The organism is Streptomyces sp. NPDC088350, from assembly GCF_044753545.1.
Lineage (GTDB): Bacteria > Actinomycetota > Actinomycetes > Streptomycetales > Streptomycetaceae > Streptomyces.
The window spans coordinates 31,581-49,571 of sequence record NZ_JBIVNL010000012.1 but is presented as its reverse complement, the minus strand read 5'-3'; the positions used below and the strand labels follow the sequence as shown (position 1 = coordinate 49,571).

12 protein-coding genes are annotated in these 17,991 nt (G+C 67.6%); 9 read left to right on the top strand and 3 right to left on the bottom strand.

The window, feature by feature from the left end; all coding sequences use genetic code 11:
* Nucleotides 1-90: 90 nt before the first annotated feature.
* The 3 genes from ACIQBL_RS36125 to ACIQBL_RS36115 all read left to right on the top strand — a co-directional run bounded on the left by ACIQBL_RS36125 (nucleotide 91) and on the right by ACIQBL_RS36115 (nucleotide 2,851).
* On the top strand, nucleotides 91-405 hold the full coding sequence (locus ACIQBL_RS36125) for a hypothetical protein (RefSeq protein ID WP_401949737.1): 315 nt from the start codon (nucleotides 91-93) through the stop codon (nucleotides 403-405).
* A 209-nt stretch (nucleotides 406-614) separates the two neighbouring features.
* Entirely contained in the window at nucleotides 615-1,736 is a 1,122-nt protein-coding gene (gene femX, locus ACIQBL_RS36120) for a peptidoglycan bridge formation glycyltransferase FemX (protein ID WP_401949734.1), read from the top strand.
* Between the two features lie 83 nt (nucleotides 1,737-1,819).
* Complete coding sequence (locus ACIQBL_RS36115; protein ID WP_043676063.1) at nucleotides 1,820-2,851, top strand: alanine racemase; 1,032 nt, start codon at nucleotides 1,820-1,822, stop codon at nucleotides 2,849-2,851.
* Between the two features lie 81 nt (nucleotides 2,852-2,932).
* Here the strand turns inward: ACIQBL_RS36115 and ACIQBL_RS36110 are convergent, their stop codons facing one another.
* Both ACIQBL_RS36110 and ACIQBL_RS36105 read right to left on the bottom strand, forming a co-directional pair.
* Nucleotides 2,933-4,432: a glycosyltransferase family 87 protein gene (locus ACIQBL_RS36110; protein ID WP_401949731.1), complete on the bottom strand. Its 1,500-nt coding sequence runs from the start codon at nucleotides 4,430-4,432 to the stop codon at nucleotides 2,933-2,935.
* Between the two features lie 108 nt (nucleotides 4,433-4,540).
* Entirely contained in the window at nucleotides 4,541-6,784 is a 2,244-nt protein-coding gene (locus ACIQBL_RS36105) for a transglycosylase domain-containing protein (RefSeq protein WP_401949728.1), read from the bottom strand.
* A 735-nt stretch (nucleotides 6,785-7,519) separates the two neighbouring features.
* On the opposite strand from ACIQBL_RS36105, the gene ACIQBL_RS36100 reads away from it, so the two are divergent.
* The 4 genes from ACIQBL_RS36100 (at nucleotide 7,520) to ACIQBL_RS36085 (ending at nucleotide 11,378) form a co-directional block, all read left to right on the top strand.
* Nucleotides 7,520-8,206, top strand: coding sequence for a PadR family transcriptional regulator (locus ACIQBL_RS36100; RefSeq protein ID WP_401949725.1), 687 nt, complete (start codon nucleotides 7,520-7,522; stop codon nucleotides 8,204-8,206).
* Nucleotides 8,207-8,250: 44 nt separating this feature from the next.
* A complete protein-coding gene (locus ACIQBL_RS36095) occupies nucleotides 8,251-9,333 on the top strand; it encodes an inositol-3-phosphate synthase (RefSeq protein WP_019055136.1) in 1,083 nt (360 codons plus the stop codon).
* Between the two features lie 78 nt (nucleotides 9,334-9,411).
* Nucleotides 9,412-10,689 (top strand): MFS transporter, encoded by a 1,278-nt coding sequence (locus tag ACIQBL_RS36090; protein WP_401949721.1) that lies wholly within the window; start codon nucleotides 9,412-9,414, stop codon nucleotides 10,687-10,689.
* Between the two features lie 119 nt (nucleotides 10,690-10,808).
* On the top strand, nucleotides 10,809-11,378 hold the full coding sequence (locus tag ACIQBL_RS36085) for a hypothetical protein (protein ID WP_401949718.1): 570 nt from the start codon (nucleotides 10,809-10,811) through the stop codon (nucleotides 11,376-11,378).
* A gap of 96 nt (nucleotides 11,379-11,474) precedes the next feature.
* Here ACIQBL_RS36085 and ACIQBL_RS36080 read toward each other — a convergent pair whose 3' ends face one another.
* The gene (locus ACIQBL_RS36080) at nucleotides 11,475-12,917 is read right to left on the bottom strand and encodes a CCA tRNA nucleotidyltransferase (RefSeq protein ID WP_401949715.1); all 1,443 of its coding nucleotides are present in this window, start codon (nucleotides 12,915-12,917) and stop codon (nucleotides 11,475-11,477) included.
* Nucleotides 12,918-13,174: 257 nt separating this feature from the next.
* On the opposite strand from ACIQBL_RS36080, the gene ACIQBL_RS36075 reads away from it, so the two are divergent.
* Together ACIQBL_RS36075 and murJ are read left to right on the top strand one after the other, a co-directional pair.
* Complete coding sequence (locus ACIQBL_RS36075; RefSeq protein ID WP_401949712.1) at nucleotides 13,175-15,577, top strand: DUF6049 family protein; 2,403 nt, start codon at nucleotides 13,175-13,177, stop codon at nucleotides 15,575-15,577.
* A 46-nt stretch (nucleotides 15,578-15,623) separates the two neighbouring features.
* Nucleotides 15,624-17,876: a murein biosynthesis integral membrane protein MurJ gene (gene murJ, locus ACIQBL_RS36070; RefSeq protein WP_401949709.1), complete on the top strand. Its 2,253-nt coding sequence runs from the start codon at nucleotides 15,624-15,626 to the stop codon at nucleotides 17,874-17,876.
* The last annotated feature ends 115 nt before the right edge of the window (nucleotides 17,877-17,991 follow it).

Genomic DNA, 17,991 nt, shown 5'->3' with positions numbered 1-17,991 from the left:
CCGGTTGAAATCCGGTGGCGGAGAGCGTCAATCTGTACACATCGGGTGTGTCCGGCGCGACGACGCGCCGCCTTCCGCAGGAGGTGCCACATGGCACAGGCATTGCGACCCAACACCGCCGGTTCTCTTTTCGCCACAGACGGCAAGCCCCACCCGCTCCAGGACACGCTGCTCGCGGTGACCCTGGTGCTCGGGCTGACCGCGTTCATCACGGGCTTCTTCCACAGCCTGCACCTGCTCAGCTCCTGGGCCGGCCTGGTGGGGATCCTCACCGGCGCCTACGGGCAGTGGATCTCCGAGACGACGAGGGAGCGCTTCGGCCTGATCCTGGGTCTCGGTGCCGCAGGTGTCGGATTCTTCCTCGGCATGGCGCACGGCGGACTGTTCGGCGGTGTCATCAGCTGACGGCCCGGAAGCCGACAGCTCGAAAGCCGACGGCTAGGACGTCGTACTCCGAACACCGCGTAAAACACCACGGAACGCCTCGGCGGGCGACAGGCCGAGGCGAAGGTTGCATACGCCCAGTCGGGGCGCTCGCAAGGCGCAGTAGGCTTCGGCGCGAGAGCCGGAGCCCCTGTACCCATGGGGACACACCAGCCCGAGGAGCGCCCCGAATGAGCCTGACCCTGAGGACCATCAGCCGTGAGCAGCATCTGGCATTCATCCAGAGCCTGCCCTCGGCAAGCCACATGCAGGTCCCGGCATGGGCTGATGTGAAGGCGGAGTGGCGCTCCGAGAGCCTCGGCTGGTTCGACGAGAGGAACGGCGAGCTCGTCGGCGTGGGTCTGGTCCTCTACCGGCAACTCCCCAAGATCAAGCGCTACTTGGCCTATCTGCCCGAGGGTCCGGTCATCAACTGGTTCGCGCCGAATCTGGACGACTGGATCCAGCCGATGCTGGCGCACCTCAAGCACCAGGGCGCCTTCTCCGTGAAGATGGGCCCGCCGGTCATCATCCGGCGCTGGGAGGCCACGTCCATCAAGGCCGGCATCCAGAACCCGGACGTGAAGCGACTGCGCGACATCGAGGCCGACTTCATCGAACCGCGCGCCTTCGAGGTGGCCGACAAGCTGCGCCGTATGGGCTGGCAGCAGGGGGAGGACGGCGGCGCCGGCTTCGGCGACGTCCAGCCCCGCTACGTCTACCAGGTGCCGCTGGCGAACCGCTCCCTCGAAGAGGTCCACAAGAACTTCAACCAGCTGTGGCGCCGCAACATCAAGAAGGCCGAGAAGGCCGGTGTCGAGGTCGTCCAGGGCGGTTACCACGACCTCGAGGAATGGCAGCGGCTGTACGAGATCACGGCCGTGCGCGACCACTTCCGGCCCCGCCCTCTGTCGTACTTCCAGCGCATGTGGACGGCCCTCAACACCGAGGACCCCAACCGGATGCGGCTGTACTTCGCCCGGCACAACGGGGTGAACCTGTCGGCGGCGACGATGCTCGTGGTCGGCGGCCACGTCTGGTACTCCTACGGCGCCTCCGACAACATCGGCCGTGACGTCCGGCCCTCGAACGCGATGCAGTGGCGGATGCTGCGCGACGCCTACGCGCTCGGCGCCACCGTCTACGACCTGCGCGGCATCTCCGACTCGCTGGACGAGACCGACCACCTCTTCGGTCTGATCCAGTTCAAGGTGGGCACCGGCGGCCAGGCCGCCGAGTACCTCGGCGAGTGGGACTTCCCGCTGAACAAGCTGCTCCACAAGGCACTCGACATCTACATGTCGCGCCGCTGACCTCACGGTCCTCGCTCCGACAACGTCGATCGCTCGCACATCTCCCTCACACCGCAGCCACCCGAAAGGTTCCAGGTCCGGCCATGGCGCTCACGCTCTACGTCGACACCGCGCGCTGGCGGGCGCATCACAAGCACGTCGCCGAGCAGTTCCCCGGGCTCGTCCCCGTCTGCAAGGGCAACGGCTACGGCTTCGGGCACGAGCGGCTGGCGGAGGAGGCGACGCGTCTCGGCGCGGACGTCCTCGCCGTCGGCACGACGTACGAGGCCGCCCGGATCAAGGACTGGTTCGGCGGTGACCTGCTGGTGCTGACGCCGTACCGCCGCGGTGAGGAGCCCGTTCCGCTGCCGGACCGGGTGATCCGCTCGGTGTCGTCCATCGACGGCGTGTACGGCCTCGTGGGCGCCCGTGTGGTCATCGAGGTGATGTCCTCGATGAAGCGTCACGGCGTCAGCGAGCAGGAGCTGCCGCAGCTGCACTCCGCCATAGAGAACGTCCGTCTGGAGGGCTTCGCCATCCACCTCCCGCTGGACCGCACCGACGGCTCGGACGCCGTCGAGGAGGTCATCGGCTGGATGGACCGGCTGCGTGCCGCCCGGCTGCCGTTGCACACGATGTTCGTCAGCCACCTCAAGGCCGAGGAACTCGCCCGGCTGCAGCAGCAGTTCCCGCAGACCCGTTTCCGGGCGCGGATCGGCACCCGGCTGTGGCTGGGGGACCACGAGGCCACGGAGTACCGCGGGGCGGTCCTGGACGTCACCCGGGTCTCCAAGGGCGACCGCTTCGGCTACCGGCAGCAGAAGGCGGCCTCCGACGGCTATCTGGTGGTCGTGGCGGGCGGTACGTCGCACGGAGTGGGCCTGGAGGCCCCCAAGGCGCTGCACGGCGTCATGCCGCGCGCCAAGGGCGTCGCCCGCGCCGGCCTCGCCACGGTCAACCGGAACCTCTCCCCGTTCGTCTGGGACGGCAAGCAGCGCTGGTTCGCCGAGCCCCCGCACATGCAGGTCTCGATCCTGTTCGTGCCGGCGGAAGCGGCCGAACCGAAGGTCGGCGAGGAACTGGTGGCCCATCTGCGGCACACCACCACGCAGTTCGACCGCATCGTGGACCGCTGAGTCCCTCCGAAACAGCTGAAAGGCCGTATACGGAAGCTTCCGTATACGGCCTTTCGCGTGACCTCTCCGCGCCCTGTTCGCTCAGAGCGAACCGTCTGTCGGTCCCTCGGTGCCCCACTCCACCTGCGGTCCGTCGAAGGGGGCCGCATGCCGTCCGGGATGGGCCGCCGCCCCGAACACGAACACGTCCTCCGCACGGTCAAGGACACCGCCCGAGGGATCGTCGTCGCCCGCCAGGCGCACCACGTCCCGCTCCGGCATGAGGATGTCCCGCACGATTACGGCGCACAGGTAGAGCGTGCCCAGGATGTGCAGGCCGATGGCCCACCAGTAGCCCTCGGTCGGCAGGCCCTTGTGCGCGTCTCCGCTGGTCGTGTACGCGAGGTACATCCAAATCCCCAGGAAGTACGCCACCTCGCACGCCTGCCAGATCAGGAAGTCCCGCCACTTCGGCCGGGCCAGCACGGCCAGAGGCACCAGCCACAGCACGTACTGCGGCGAGTAGACCTTGTTGGTCACGATGAACGCCGCGACGATCAGGAAGGCCAGTTGGGCGAAGCGCGGCCGGCGTGGAGCGCTCAGCGTGAGCGCCGCGATGCCTCCGCAGCACAGCAGCATCAGCAGAGTGGCGAACGTGTTGACGGTGTCGGTGCTGAGCGGGTCGCTGGAGTTCTGGGCCAGGATCAGCCAGAACGACCCGAAGTCGACGCCCCGTTCCTGGCTGAACGTGTAGAACTTCGACCAGCCGTCGAAGGCGAAGAGCATCACCGGCAGGTTCACCGCCAGCCAGGCGACGACAGTTCCTCCGAACGCCCTCCCGAAGTCCCGCCACTTGCCCGCGCGCCAGCACAGCAGGAACAACGGGCCGAGAAGGAAGACAGGATACAGCTTCGCGGCCGTGGCAAGGCCCAACAGGACGCCGAACGCGAGGGAACGGCCCCGAGACCACATCAGCATCGCCGCGGCCGTCAGAGCGACCGCCAGCAGGTCCCAGTTGATGGTGGCGGTCAGCGCGAAGGCGGGCGCCAGAGCGACCAGCAGTCCGTCCCAGGGGCGGCGGGCGTGCGTGCGGCTGACGCAGACGACGATGACGGCCGCGCACACCATCAGCATTCCGGCGTTGACCATCCAGTACCACTGTTCCTGGTGCTGGATGGTGCCGCTGCCCGGTGTGAGCCAGGCGGCCACCTCCATGAACACACCGGTCAGCACCGGGTATTCGAGGTACTGCATGTCGCCGGGGAGTTTGTCGAAGTACGGCACGAGCCCGTCGGCGAAGCCGCGCCCCTGGTAGAGGTGCGGGATGTCCGAGTAGCACGCGTGCGTGTACTGCGAGCTGGCGCCGAAGAACCACCCGCTGTTGTAGCAGGGCGCCTTCTGGACCAGGCCGAGGGCGAAGATGCCGATCGCCACGAGCGCGACGACCCGTACGGGAGTCCACCAGGACGTCCCGAGGAGAGCACGCCGGCCGATGGGGCCACCGATCAGTTCACTTCCGGCGGCGGCGACCTGATCACTCCTGGTCGGCCGTACTGGATCCGGCTCGTCCACGCTCGTAGGCGTCAGTTCTGCACTGGGCATGGGCCACATCCTGCCGTACGCACCTAGGAGTACGCCGAGGGCCGCCGCACCTGGTGGATGCGACGGCCCATGTTTCACGTGAAACACCCCTGACGGGCGATATGACGGCTAACCGGTTGCACCTCCGAAGATGCCCCCATTGGTATTGCCTCTATTGGTGCCGGTGGATTCCGAAGTAGTGGCCGAGACCGTTGGCGAGGACGTCGTACCTCCGTCCGTACCCCCGTTGTCGCTGCACTGCAAGCTGAACTGGCAGGAATCGGTCGGCGAAGGTGTCACGCTCGGTGTCACGCTCGGTGTCACGCTGGGCGTGGCACTGGGCGTCTCGCTCGGCGTCACGATGACCGACGGGGTGGGAGACGGAGCGCCGTCTTCGTTCGACACCTTGTCGATCTTGGTCGCGTCCGGGAAGCCCAGGTCGGACTTCCCCTTCAGCGCGGCCTCCATGTACTCGGTCCAGATCGACGTCGGAATGTCACCACCGTGGATGGACGCCACACCCGCCGTGCCGTTCATGGAGAGCAGTTCGGCGTCCTTGGGGTTCTCCCTGAACATCGCGATCGACGTCGAGAGCTGCTGGGTGTAACCGACGAACCAGGCCGACTTGTTGCTGTCGGTGGTACCGGTCTTGCCGGCCGCCGCACGGCCCAGAGCCTTCGCGTTCTCGGCCGTACCGTTCTGGATGACGTTCTCCAGGGTGTCCGTGACGTTGTTCGCCACGTTCTCCGGCATCGCCTGCTTCACCGTCGGCTTGGTGAAGCCGGACACAGGCTGTCCGTCGTGCTTGACGGAGACCACCGAGTAAGGGTCCGCCTGCTTGCCCGAGGCGGCGAACGTCGCGTAGGCGTCGGCCATCCGGATCGCGCTGGGGGTAGAGGTACCGATGGCGAAGGACGCGTTCAGCGTGGCGAAACTGTCGTCCAGTATCCCGGACGCCTTGGCCACGTCCCGCACCTTCGAGTTCCCCACATCCATTCCCAGCTGCACGAACGGCGTGTTGATGGACTGCTCCATCGCCTTGCGCAGCGAGATGTAACCCCAGGCGTGGGCACTCTCGTTGTTCTGGTAGAAGATCGAGTTGTCCTTGTTCAGGACGTACGAGCCGTCCTGGTTTCTGACCTTGAGATGGTCGTCTCCGTTGTACTTGCTGAGCGGCGAGATACCGACGCCGTCCGTCTTGTACGTGCCGTACTCCATGGCCGCGGCGAGCACGAACGGCTTCCAGGTCGAACCCACGGGGACACCCGAGGTGTCGGCGTTGTTGGTGAAGTGGCCGTTCTCGTAACCGTCACCTCCGTAGAGGGCGACGATCGCTCCGTCCTTGGGCCTCACCGACGCCGCGCCGAACTGGACGTACTTGTCCAGACTGCGCTTCTTCGGGTCGATGCGCTCCTTCTGGACCTTCTTCACGGCCGCGGCGAGTTCGTTGACATTCGACTTGTCGAAGGTCGTGTAGATCTGGAAGCCGCCCTGGTCGAACTCGGTCTGCGAGATGTCCGAGTGGTTCAGGACGTACTTCTTGGCCGTGTCGACCAGGTAACTGATCTGCCCGGTCATGCCCTTGGTCGCCTTCAGGCCCTGGGGCTCGGGGTACTTCTTGATGGCGTCCTGGTACTCGGCGTCCGTGATGTGCTTGTCGTTGTGCATCTGCTCGAGGATCCAGCTCCAACGAGCCTTGGACCGAGCGGTGTTGGACTTGGCGTCCGCGGCGGGGTCGATGTTCGTGGCGCCGATCGGGTCGTAGTACGTCGGACCCTTCAGCAGTGCCGCGAGGAAGGCGCACTGCGACGGCTTGAGATCCACCGCGTTCACGCCGTAGTAGGTCTGCGCGGCGGCCTGTATGCCGTAGGCGCCGCGGCCGTAGTACGAGGTGTTCAGGTAGCCCTGCAAGATCTGCTGCTTGCTGAACTTCGTGCCCACCTTGATGGAGATGAACATCTCCTTGAACTTACGGGTGATCGTCTGATCCTGGCTCAGGTAGGTGTTCTTGACGAACTGCTGAGTGATCGTCGAGCCACCCTGCGTCTGGCCGCCCCGGGCCATGTTGGCCAGGGCTCGGGCGATGCCCATGGGGTCGACGCCCGAGTCCGAGTAGAAGCTCTTGTTCTCGGCCGAGATCACCGACCACTGCATGGCCTGGGGGATCTGGTCGATGGTGATGTTCTGACGGTTCGCCCCGGTGCCCGTGGCGACCATCTGGTCGCCGTTGGCCCAGTAGTAGACGTTGTTCTGCGACTTAGCCGCGATGTTCTCGCTGGGTACCTGGACCATCGCGTACCCGACGCCGACCGCGGCCACCAGGCTGCCGAAGAAGAACAGGCACAGGCCGGAGACAAGCTTCCAGGAGGGCATCCAGCGACGCCATCCGTACTTGTCGAAGCGCGGATAGTCGATGAACCGCTTCTTGCCGGGCGCGGGAGCGCGTCCTCTGCCCCGGCCGGGCCCGTTCGGGCCGCCGGGGCCTTGACCGGCGGGCTCTCTGCGACGGCCGCCGCCTCTCTGGGCAGCCCGACGTGCTTCGGCGCGGCTGCCGTACTGGCGCTGTTCACCCCCCGACTCAGCGGGGTTCGACCCATAGAAGTCGGAGGGAGACCCGGTGGTGGCGCCTCGCGGTGCCGCGCGGCGGCCGGAGGTCGGTCCGGACTGGCCGCGTCGGTCCGCGGCACGTCCGCCTCCCTGCGGCTGCGGCGGTTTGCGACGGTGCTCGCTCATCGAACGATTACTCCTCGGGCAGGCGCATCCGTGCGCGCCTGGAAACGGCGGCTGGTTTCCGGTCCCCCCGAAGTACGGATGTGGTCGCTTCTGCATTCACCCGTACCGCACCGGGGCAGATGACGCCCCCACGCGTCACTTGGTTCCCGGTGGTGTGCATGCCGCACAGACTACGCACCGTCAAAACCTGCTTAGCCCCGAAGTTCACCCCAAATCAGGCAACTTGATTCCAACGAATCAGTGATGTGACGCCGCTCACCATCTCCCCACTTGTCGCATCCGGAAGGCCGTTCTATCGTCTGGATGTATCGAGTCGATACATCAGCTCGGCATAAAGGCCGTTACGGCCGGACCGCGGACAGGGAGGAGGCGACGATGAGCCGACGTTCCGGCATCCTCGAGTTCGCCATCCTCGGCCTGCTCCGCGAATCCCCGATGCACGGCTATGAGCTGCGCAAACGACTCAATACGTCACTGGGTGTGTTCCGTGCGTTCAGCTACGGGACGCTCTACCCCTGCCTCAAGACGCTGGTCGCCAACGGCTGGTTGATCGAGGAGCCGGGGAACACTCCTGAGGACGCCCTCACCGCCTCACTCGCGGGGCGTCGCGCCAAAATCGTCTACCGGTTGACGGCGGAAGGTAAGGAGCACTTCGAGGAGCTGCTCTCGCAGACGGGGCCCGACGCGTACGAGGACGAACATTTCGCCGCTCGTTTCGCCTTCTTCGGGCAGACGTCACGCGACGTACGCATGCGGGTACTGGAAGGTCGCCGCAGCCGGCTGGAGGAGCGTCTGGACAAGATGCGTTCCTCCCTGGCGCGAACCCGGGAGCGCCTCGACGACTACACGCTTGAGCTCCAGCGCCACGGAATGGAGTCCGTGGAGCGCGAAGTGCGCTGGCTGAACGAGCTCATCGAGAGCGAGCGAGCCGGACGGGACCTGAAGGGTTCCGCCTCCGGAGGCTCCGCTCAGCAGGACAGCACATCTGGGGAGTCGGGCGGCCTGCCCCGGCTCGGGGGCGCCACCCCCGGGCCGGATCCGTCCGACGAAACCACCACATGAGGTCCAGTCAGGGCCTCACCTCGCACACACAGGGAGCAACCGGAATGGGTTCGGTTCGCGTAGCCATCGTCGGCGTGGGCAACTGCGCCGCCTCACTGGTACAGGGCGTCGAGTACTACAAGGACGCCGACCCGGCGGCCAAGGTGCCCGGTCTGATGCACGTCCAGTTCGGCGAGTACCACGTCGGTGACGTCGAGTTCGTCGCCGCGTTCGACGTCGACGCGAAGAAGGTCGGCCTCGACCTCTCCGACGCCATCGGTGCCAGTGAGAACAACACCATCAAGATCTGCGACGTCCCGAACAAGGGCGTCACGGTCCAGCGCGGCCACACCCTGGACGGCCTGGGCAAGTACTACCGCATGACGATCGAGGAGTCCGACGAGACCCCCGTCGACGTGGTCCAGATCCTCAAGGACAAGCAGGTCGACGTCCTGATCTGCTACCTGCCCGTCGGCTCCGAGGACGCGGCGAAGTTCTACGCCCAGTGCGCCATCGACGCCAAGGTCGCCTTCGTCAACGCCCTCCCGGTCTTCATCGCCGGCACCAAGGAGTGGGCGGACAAGTTCACCGAGGCCGGTGTCCCGATCGTCGGCGACGACATCAAGTCGCAGGTCGGCGCCACCATCACGCACCGTGTGATGGCGAAGCTGTTCGAGGACCGGGGGGTCCGCCTCGAGCGCACGATGCAGCTCAACGTCGGCGGCAACATGGACTTCAAGAACATGCTGGAGCGCGACCGTCTGGAGTCCAAGAAGATCTCGAAGACGCAGGCCGTCACCTCGCAGATCCCGGACCGCGACCTGGGCGAGAAGAACGTCCACATCGGCCCGTCGGACTACGTCCAGTGGCTCGACGACCGCAAGTGGGCCTACGTCCGCCTCGAAGGCCGTGCCTTCGGTGACGTCCCGCTGAACCTGGAGTACAAGCTCGAGGTCTGGGACTCCCCGAACTCCGCGGGTGTCATCATCGACGCCCTGCGCGCCGCGAAGATCGCCAAGGACCGCGGCATCGGCGGCCCCATCCTCTCCGCGTCGAGCTACTTCATGAAGTCCCCGCCGGTCCAGTACTTCGACGACGAGGCGTACGCGAACGTCGAGAAGTTCATCAAGGGCGAGGTCGAGCGCTAGGACCCGTCACCGGTTCGGTCGTCGAGGGTCCCCGGGGCATTCCGCCCGGGGACCCTCCTCGTATGTGAGGCTGTGCCCATGGCCGTCGTCCGTGACCTGCGCATCCTCCTGCGCTTCCAGGGCTTCCGGCGCCTGCTCGCCGTACGGCTGCTCTCCCAGGGCGCCGACGGCGTCTACCAGGTCGCACTCGCCGCCTACGTCGTGTTCTCCCCGGAGAAACAGACCTCGGCCGGCGCGATCGCCTCCGCGATGGCGGTCCTGCTCCTCCCGTACTCCCTCATCGGCCCCTTCGCCGGCGTCCTCCTGGACCGCTGGCGCCGCCGCCAGGTCTTCCTCTACGGCAACCTGCTGCGTGCCCTGCTGGCCGCGCTGACGGCCGTCCTGATGGTGAGTCACGTCCCGGACTGGCTCTTCTACGTCTCCGCGCTGTGTGTCACCGCCGTCAACCGCTTCGTCCTCGCCGGCCTGTCCGCCGCGCTTCCTCGCGTGGTCGACGACGAACGGCTGGTGGTCGCCAACTCCCTTTCCCCCACCGCCGGAACACTGGCGGCGACCCTGGGCGGCGGCCTCGCCTTCCTCGTACGGCTGCTGGTCGCGGACACCGACGCCGCCGTGGTGCTGCTGGGAGCCGCCCTGTATCTGTGCGCGGCCCTCACGTCGTTGCGCATGGCCCCCGAACTCCTGGGCCCCGACCACGCGTTGCCCCCGCCCCGACTGGCCACGGCCCTCGTCGGCACCGCCCGGGATCTGACGGCAGCCGTCCGGCATCTCGCCGCACCGCAGCGCCGCGAGGCGATCTGGGCTCTCGGCGCGATGACGCTCATGCGGTTCTGCTACGGCGCCCTGACCGTCCTGCTGCTGATGCTCTGCCGATACGCCCTGTCGTCGACCCCGGACGACGGACTGCGCCTGCTGGGGCTGGCGTTGGGAGTCTCCGGCGCCGGCTTCTTCGTGGCGGCCGTGGTGACGCCCTGGGCCGTGGGACGGCTCGGCCCCGGCCGCTGGATCGCCGTGTGCGCCGCGGGTGCCGCGATCCTGGAACCGGCCCTCGGCCTCCCCTTCGCCACCGCCCCGATGCTGGCCGCGGCCTTCGTCCTGGGCCTGACCACACAGGGCGCGAAGATCGCCACTGACACGATCGTCCAGTTCTCGGTCGACGACGGCTTCCGCGGCCGGATCTTCTCCGTCTACGACGTGCTGTTCAACGTCGCTTTCGTCGGCGCGGCCTCGACGGCCGCGCTGATGCTTCCCCCTGACGGTCGCTCAGTGGTGCTGGTGATCACGGTGGCCGTCGTCTACGGAACAGTTGCTGCGGCTATGGCCCACTTTGAGGGCCGAAAAGTGTCACATCACTGACACGGAGTCCCCCTGGCTCACAGGAGTGTCAGTGAGGGCCGGTAACTTACGTGCGTCTTACTTCGCACCATGTCGCGTGCCCTACCGCGCCATGCGCCCAAGTTCCAGGGGGACCCCAAGTGACCACTCCGCCGCCTCAGAGCCCGAACCCATACGCGCAGGGGCAGCAGCCCTACGGCCCGCCGCAGACACCGGCTCCGTACCCGCCCCAGGCCCAGCAGGCGCCGTATCCGCCTCAGGGTCAGGCGCCGTATCCGCCCCAGGGCGGCTACCCGCAGCAGCCCGGCCAGCCCGGGTTCCCGCCTCAGGGCGCGGCCCCGTACGCTCCGGTCCCGCCGCAGCCGAGGCGTAGGTTCAGCTTCAAGATGATCCGGCTCGTCGTCATCATCCTGATCGCTGCCGGCGCGGCCATCTTCAGCTACATATCGAGCCAGGATGACGCCAACACCGCAAAGGTCGGCGACTGCATGCACCGCGGCAGCACCAGCGACACCAACCCGGACCTCGAGGTCGTGAAGTGCAGTGACTCGAAGGCTCAGTACGTGGTGTTGGCCAAGATCAGCGGAAAGTATTCCGAGAGCGAAGCCGACAGCAAGTGCGCGACGGCCGCCAAGGACTTCCAGTACTCGTACACCGAGAGCGGCGACGGCAGTAACTTCCTGCTCTGCCTGAAGGACTACTCGAAGTAAGGCAGTTGCGACGAGGGGCGGTGTTTCACGTGAAACACCGCCCCTCGCACTGTCCGGAGCGATGTTTCACGTGAAACATCGCTCCGTCTCTGAATCTCAGCCCTCCGAAGCCCACCACTCCTTGAGCGCTGCCACGGCCACGTCATGCTCCATCGGCCCGTTCTCCAGCCGCAGTTCCAGCAGGAACTTGTATGCCCGGCCGATGGCCGGCCCGGGCGTGACTCCCAGGATCTCCATGATCTGGTTGCCGTCGAGGTCGGGGCGGATCGAGTCCAACTCCTCCTGCTCCTGGAGCTGGGCGATGCGGTCTTCCAGACCGTCGTACGCACGGGACAGGGCGGCAGCCCTGCGCTTGTTCCGTGTGGTGCAGTCCGAACGGGTCAGCTTGTGGAGGCGGTCGAGGAGCGGGCCGCCGTCACGGACGTACCGGCGGACGGCCGAGTCGGTCCACTCGCCGGTGCCGTAGCCATGGAAACGCAGGTGGAGTTCGACGAGACGGGAGACGTCCTTCACCAGGTCGTTGGAGTACTTGAGCTCCAGCATGCGCTTCTTGGTCATCTTCGCGCCGACCACCTCGTGATGGTGGAAGGAAACCCGGCCGTCCTTCTCGAAGCGGCGGGTGCGGGGCTTGCCGATGTCGTGCAGCAGTGCGGCCAGGCGGAGGGTGAGGTCGGGACCGTTCCCCTCCAGTTCCATCGCCTGCTCCAGAACGATCAGCGTGTGTTCGTAGACGTCCTTGTGCCGGTGGTGCTCGTCGCTCTCCAGACGGAGGGCGGGAAGCTCGGGCAGAACATGGTCGGCGAGTCCGGTGTCGACCAGCAGAGTCAGCCCCTTGCGTGGGTTCGCGGAGAGGATCAGCTTGTTCAGCTCGTCCCGGACCCGCTCGGCCGAGACGATCTCGATCCGCCCGGACATCTCCGTCATCGCCGTGACGACCTCGGGAGCCACCTCGAAGTCGAGCTGCGCGGCGAATCGCGCCGCCCGCATCATCCGCAGGGGGTCGTCCGAGAAGGACGCCTCGGGGGTACCCGGGGTCCGCAGCACGCGAGCCGCCAGGTCATCGAGGCCGCCGTGCGGGTCGATGAACTCCTTCTCCGGTAGCGCGACAGCCATCGCGTTCACCGTGAAGTCACGCCGGACGAGGTCCTCCTCAATGGAGTCGCCATACGACACCTCGGGCTTGCGCGAGGTCCGGTCGTACGCCTCCGAGCGGTACGTGGTCACCTCGATCAGGTAGCCGTCCTTCTGCGCCCCCACCGTGCCGAAGGCGATCCCGACCTCCCACACGGCGTCCGCCCACGGCCGGACGATCTTCAGTACGTCCTCGGGCCGCGCGTCCGTCGTGAAGTCCAGGTCATTGCCGAGCCGGGCGAGCAACGCGTCCCGAACCGAGCCGCCGACCAGGGCGAGGGAGAACCCGGCCTCCTGGAAACGGCGGGCGAGGTCGTCGGCGACGGGAGCCACCCGCAGCAGTTCACTCACCGCGCGGTGCTGCACCTGGCTCAGGGCACTGGGGCTGTCTTCGTTGGCGTTCGGCACAACAGAAAAGGGTACGTGGCCCGGGCCACCGCGAGCGCCTCCATTAAACATGCACGGATATATCCCTCAGTACCCGCACAAGCACTGCCCTTAGGACGTACATGAGTGCTCCCTTTTATACGGGCACATACGGGACGGTCCGGCGCTGTTCTCCGATCTTGTGGAGCAGTCCGCGGCACTTCCCCTCAGCGCGCATCGTTACCATGCGTGGACGCACATTGCGACGACCACTGACGATGACGAGGACGGGCGAGCGCGTGGCCGAGGCGGCAGACTTCCAGGGGACGTGTCCCTCACCTGCCCGCCAGTGGCTGCGGCGCACCGGCGCACTGCTCGCCGGGGCGCCTCTGCTGGCCGGCCTCCTCCAGCTGTCCGCCGTCGCGCCCGCAGGTGCGGCCGAGCAGACGTCCGCGCAGGCCGTCTCCGGCTCTCAGACGGTGTCGGTCTCCGTGGACACGTTCAGCCCCAGCGTCCCCACGGACGGGGACACGCTGACCATCTCCGGAACGGTGACGAACAACGGCAAGCAGGCGGTCACCGGCGCCCACGTGGGTCTGCGCCTGGGGCAGGCGCTGAGCACCCGCTCGGCGATCGACACCGTCGCCAAGCGCACCGACTACATCCAGGGCGTCGACGGCTCGGAGGTCGGCGACAAGTACACCGAGAAGTTCGCCAAGCTCACGCCGGGCGTCGCCGAGCCCTTCACCCTCTCCGTACCGGTGGACAAGCTGGACCTCGGTGACAACGGCGTGTACCCGCTTGCCGTCTCGCTCTCCGGCCAGACCTCGGCGCAGCCGTGGGATCAGGTGCTGGGCATCCAGCGGACGTTCCTGCCGTGGCAGCCCGGCGAAGCGGACACGAAGACGAAGACGACGTATCTGTGGCCCCTCGTCTCCGGCGTCCACATGACGGCGCAGACGGGTTCCAACGAACAGCAGACGCCGGTCTTCCTCAACGACGACCTCGCCAAGGAGATCTCGCCGGGCGGGCGGCTCGACCAGATGCTGTCGCTGGGCAAGGACCTCGACGTCACCTGGGTGATCGACCCGGACCTGCTGGCCTCCGTGGACGCGATGACCCGCAGCTACAAGATCCAGGGAGACGGCGACACCACGACGACGGGGACCCACCAGGCGGTCGCCAAGGCGTGGCTGGCCGAGCTGCAGTCGGCGGTGGCGGACAAGGAGGTCGTCGCCCTCCCCTTCGCCGACCCCGACCTGGCGTCCCTCGCGCACAACGGCACCAGCGTCACCGGCTCGCTGAGCCACCTCAAGGACGCCACGGACGTCGCCGCCACCACCGTGGAGACGGTGCTCCACGTGACGCCGAACACGGACTTCGCCTGGCCGGTGAGCGGCGCCGTGGACCCGTCGATCATCAAGGTCGCCACCTCGGCCGGCGCCGACAAGGTGATCGCCCGCAGCGACAGCCTCCAGGAGACCGGCGGCCTGCCGTACACGCCCTCCGCCGCTCGCCCGATCGGCGGCGGTACGACGGCGGTGGTCGCGGACGCACGGCTGTCGACGGCGTTCGAGGGGGACCTGACGAAGGCCGGGGACGCCACGCTCGCCGAGCAGAAGTTCCTCGCCCAGAGCCTGGCGCTCGACCTGCAGTCGGACAAGCAGCGCAGCATCGTGGTCGCCCCGCAGCGCATGCCCACCGCGAGCCAGGCCCAGGCGATGGCCGAGGCGCTGACGACCCTCCAGGGCAGCACCTGGTCCGAATCGCAGGATCTCGCGGCGGCGGCCAAGGCCAAGCCGGACCCGAGCGCCACCACGAAGGTCCCGTCGTCCTCCGCGTACCCCTCCTCGCTGCGGAAGCAGGAACTGCCGAAGTCGGCCTTCGAGGAGATCGCGACCACTCAGGACAAGCTCGACAACTTCCGGGTGATCCTCAGCGACGAGTCCCGGGTGGTGACCCCCTTCGGGCGGGCCGTGAACCGTGAGATGTCCACGTCGTGGCGCGGCCGGGCGGGTGAGGCGGAGAACTTCCGCCAGAGCGTGCTGGGCTATCTCGACGACCTCACCGACCAGGTCAAGCTGATCGACAAGTCCGAGACCAAGCTCTCGGGCCGCAGCGCCACGATCCCTGTGACCGTGCAGAACAACCTGGTGCAGGGCGTCGACCACCTGGTCCTGCGCCTCACCTCGACGAGCCCCACCCGACTCAAGATCGGCGGCAAGGCCTACACGGAGCAGCGGGTCACGGTCAACGGCGGCCACAGCCAGTCGGTGAAGTTCACGACGTCGGCCAACGCCAACGGCAAGGTGACCGTGGTCGCCCAGCTGTACACGCAGGACGGCCAGGAGTACGGACAGGCCGTCAGCTTCGACGTGAAGGTCACCGAGGTCACGGCCACCGTCATGCTGGTCATCGGCGGCGGTGTCCTGCTGCTCGTCCTCGCCGGCTTCCGCATGTACACCCACCGCAAGCGCGCCGTCGCCCGCCAGGCCGAGGAGGAGGGCCCCGACGGGCCCGACGACGGAGCGGTCGAAGAACCCGACGGCCCCGAGAACCCCGTAGGCCCCCAAGACCGTCTCAAGGAGGAGTCCGGCACTCCGTCCCGGGCAGACGACCCGGAGCAGCCGAGTGACCCGACACCGGACACCGCACCGGAAAGCGCCGACCCGTCCGGCACGGGTGAGAGAGTGGACCGTTGAGCGATGTCGTGGCCGGTGGGCCCGGGGACGATGAGGTGGGGTAACCATGAACGCGCCGTACGACGGTGACCGCGGTCAGGGCGCGGGCGGCTCGGGCTACCCCGAGAGTCCGCCGCCCGAACACGGCCAGGTGCCGCCGCAGCCCCCCGCGGACATGTACCTCCAGGACGCCTACGACCAGGACCCCTACCGGGCGCAGGACCTCTCCGCCCAGGACCCGGTCGCCGAGGCGCTCTACGACCGCGCCGCGCACCCTCCGCCGCCTCCGGGCACGTACCAGCCGCAGCCTCCGCTCTACGCTCAGCCCCCGCAGTCCCCGTACGCCCCCGACCCCCGCGTGTGGGCGCAGACCCCGGCGCCCGAACCGGAGGGCCCGACCCAGTACCTGCCGTACGGCGACGACGCCCGGACGACACAGTTCGTGGGCGTCGACGACCTGGTGACCGGGGCCGGCGAGGAGCACCACGAGCCGGACGCCTTCGCCCATCTCTTCCGGGACCAGGGCCAGGGCAGCGGACGCCCGCCGATGGAGTCCCCGGCGGTCCCCGGCCCGTCCCCGGCACCCCCCTCGGGACACGCTCCCACCGCGCCGTCCCCGGTGTCGGACGCCACGATGCAGCTCACCCCGACGGCTCCGGCGCCCGCAGCGGCTCCCGCTTCCGCGAAGGGCGGGCGGGCCACGGGGCTGTTGAAGTCGAGCGCCGTGATGGCGGCGGGCACGATGGTCTCCCGTCTGACAGGCTTCGTCCGCTCGGCGCTGATCGTCTCGGCGCTGGGTGTCGGCCTGCTCGGTGACACATTCCAGGTCGCCTACCAGCTGCCGACCATGATCTACATCCTGACCGTCGGCGGTGGCCTCAACTCCGTCTTCGTGCCGCAGCTCGTGCGCGCTATGAAAGAGGACGAGGACGGCGGTGAGGCATTCGCCAACCGACTGCTGACCCTCGTGATGGTGGCGCTGGGAACCCTCACCGCGCTCGCAGTCTTCGCGGCACCCCTCCTGATCCGCCTGCTGTCCGACCCAGTGGCCAGCGACCCGGCGGCCAACGAGGTGGGCGTCACCTTCGTCCGCTACTTCCTGCCCTCGATCTTCTTCATGGGCGTCCACGTCGTGATGGGCCAGATCCTGAACGCGCGCGGCAAGTTCGGCGCGATGATGTGGACCCCGGTCCTGAACAACATCGTCATCATCGTGACGCTCGGCATGTTCATCTGGGTCTACGGCACCTCCGCGAACTCCGGCATGAAGGTCACTAACATCCCGCCGGAGGGCCAGCGGCTGCTCGGCATCGGTGTGCTGCTCGGCCTGGTCGTCCAGTCGCTCGCGATGATCCCGTATCTGCGGGAGACCGGTTTCCGGCTTCGGTTGCGCTTCGACTGGCGGGGCCACGGCCTCGGCAAGGCCGCGACGCTCGCCAAGTGGACCGTCCTGTTCGTCCTCGCGAACCAGGCCGGCGCCATCGTCGTGTCCCAGCTGTCCACCGCCGCGGGCAAGTCCTCGCCCGTCGACGGCACCGGCTTCGCCGCCTACGCCAACGCCCAGCTGATCTGGGGTCTGCCGCAGGCGATCATCACCGTCTCCCTGATGGCCGCCCTGCTGCCTCGTATCTCGCGCTCGGCCGCCGAAGGCGACAGCGGAGCCGTCCGCGACGACATCTCCCAGGGCCTGCGGACGACCGCCGTCGCGATCGTGCCCATCGCCTTCGGGCTCCTCGCCCTGGGTATCCCGATGTGCACCCTGATCTTCGGCTCCTCGGGCATCGGTTCAGCCACCAACATGGGCTTCATGCTGATGGCCTTCGCCCTCGGCCTGATCCCGTACTCGGTGCAGTACGTCGTCCTGCGCGCCTTCTACGCGTACGAGGACACCCGAACTCCCTTCTACAACACGGTCATCGTGGCCGCCGTCAACGCCGGCGCCTCAGTGGCCTGCTACTTCGTGCTCCCGGCCCGCTGGGCCGTGGTCGGCATGGCCGCCTCGTACGGCCTCGCGTACGCGATCGGCGTCGGCGTCGCCTGGAACCGGCTGCGCAAGCGGCTGAACGGCGACCTGGACGGCGCTCGCGTGCTGCGGACGTACGCTCGGCTCTGTATCGCCTCCGTGCCGGCCGCGCTGCTCAGTGGTGCGGCCTGCTACGGGATCGGACATACGCTCGGCCAGGGGGTCGTCGGCTCGTTCGCCGCGCTTCTGGTGGGCGGTGCCGTACTGCTCGGAATCTTCTACGTCGCCGCCCGCCGCATGCGCATCGAGGAGCTCAACTCCCTCGTCGGCATGGTGCGCGGGCGCTTGGGGCGCTGAGGCGGGGGCACACGCACAACCATCGTCCGCCGCTGTGTGTCGTGCATAGCGGCAGACTGTGGGCACAATTGGTTTCGGCGTCGGACAGCGTGCAACGGATGGGGAGGCAGGAGCG

Excerpts from the sequence above, each read along its gene's own strand:
- ACIQBL_RS36095 (WP_019055136.1), top strand. The coding sequence starts at position 8,251 with ATGGGTTCGGTTCGCGTAGCCATCGTCGGCGTGGGCAACTGCGCCGCC.
- ACIQBL_RS36110 (WP_401949731.1), bottom strand. The coding sequence starts at position 4,432 with ATGCCCAGTGCAGAACTGACGCCTACGAGCGTGGACGAGCCGGATCCA.
- ACIQBL_RS36105 (WP_401949728.1), bottom strand. The coding sequence starts at position 6,784 with ATGCCCTCCTGGAAGCTTGTCTCCGGCCTGTGCCTGTTCTTCTTCGGC.
- ACIQBL_RS36100 (WP_401949725.1), top strand. The coding sequence starts at position 7,520 with ATGAGCCGACGTTCCGGCATCCTCGAGTTCGCCATCCTCGGCCTGCTC.
- femX (WP_401949734.1), top strand. The coding sequence starts at position 615 with ATGAGCCTGACCCTGAGGACCATCAGCCGTGAGCAGCATCTGGCATTC.
- ACIQBL_RS36090 (WP_401949721.1), top strand. The coding sequence starts at position 9,412 with ATGGCCGTCGTCCGTGACCTGCGCATCCTCCTGCGCTTCCAGGGCTTC.
- ACIQBL_RS36125 (WP_401949737.1), top strand. The coding sequence starts at position 91 with ATGGCACAGGCATTGCGACCCAACACCGCCGGTTCTCTTTTCGCCACA.
- ACIQBL_RS36115 (WP_043676063.1), top strand. The coding sequence starts at position 1,820 with ATGGCGCTCACGCTCTACGTCGACACCGCGCGCTGGCGGGCGCATCAC.
- murJ (WP_401949709.1), top strand. The coding sequence starts at position 15,624 with ATGAACGCGCCGTACGACGGTGACCGCGGTCAGGGCGCGGGCGGCTCG.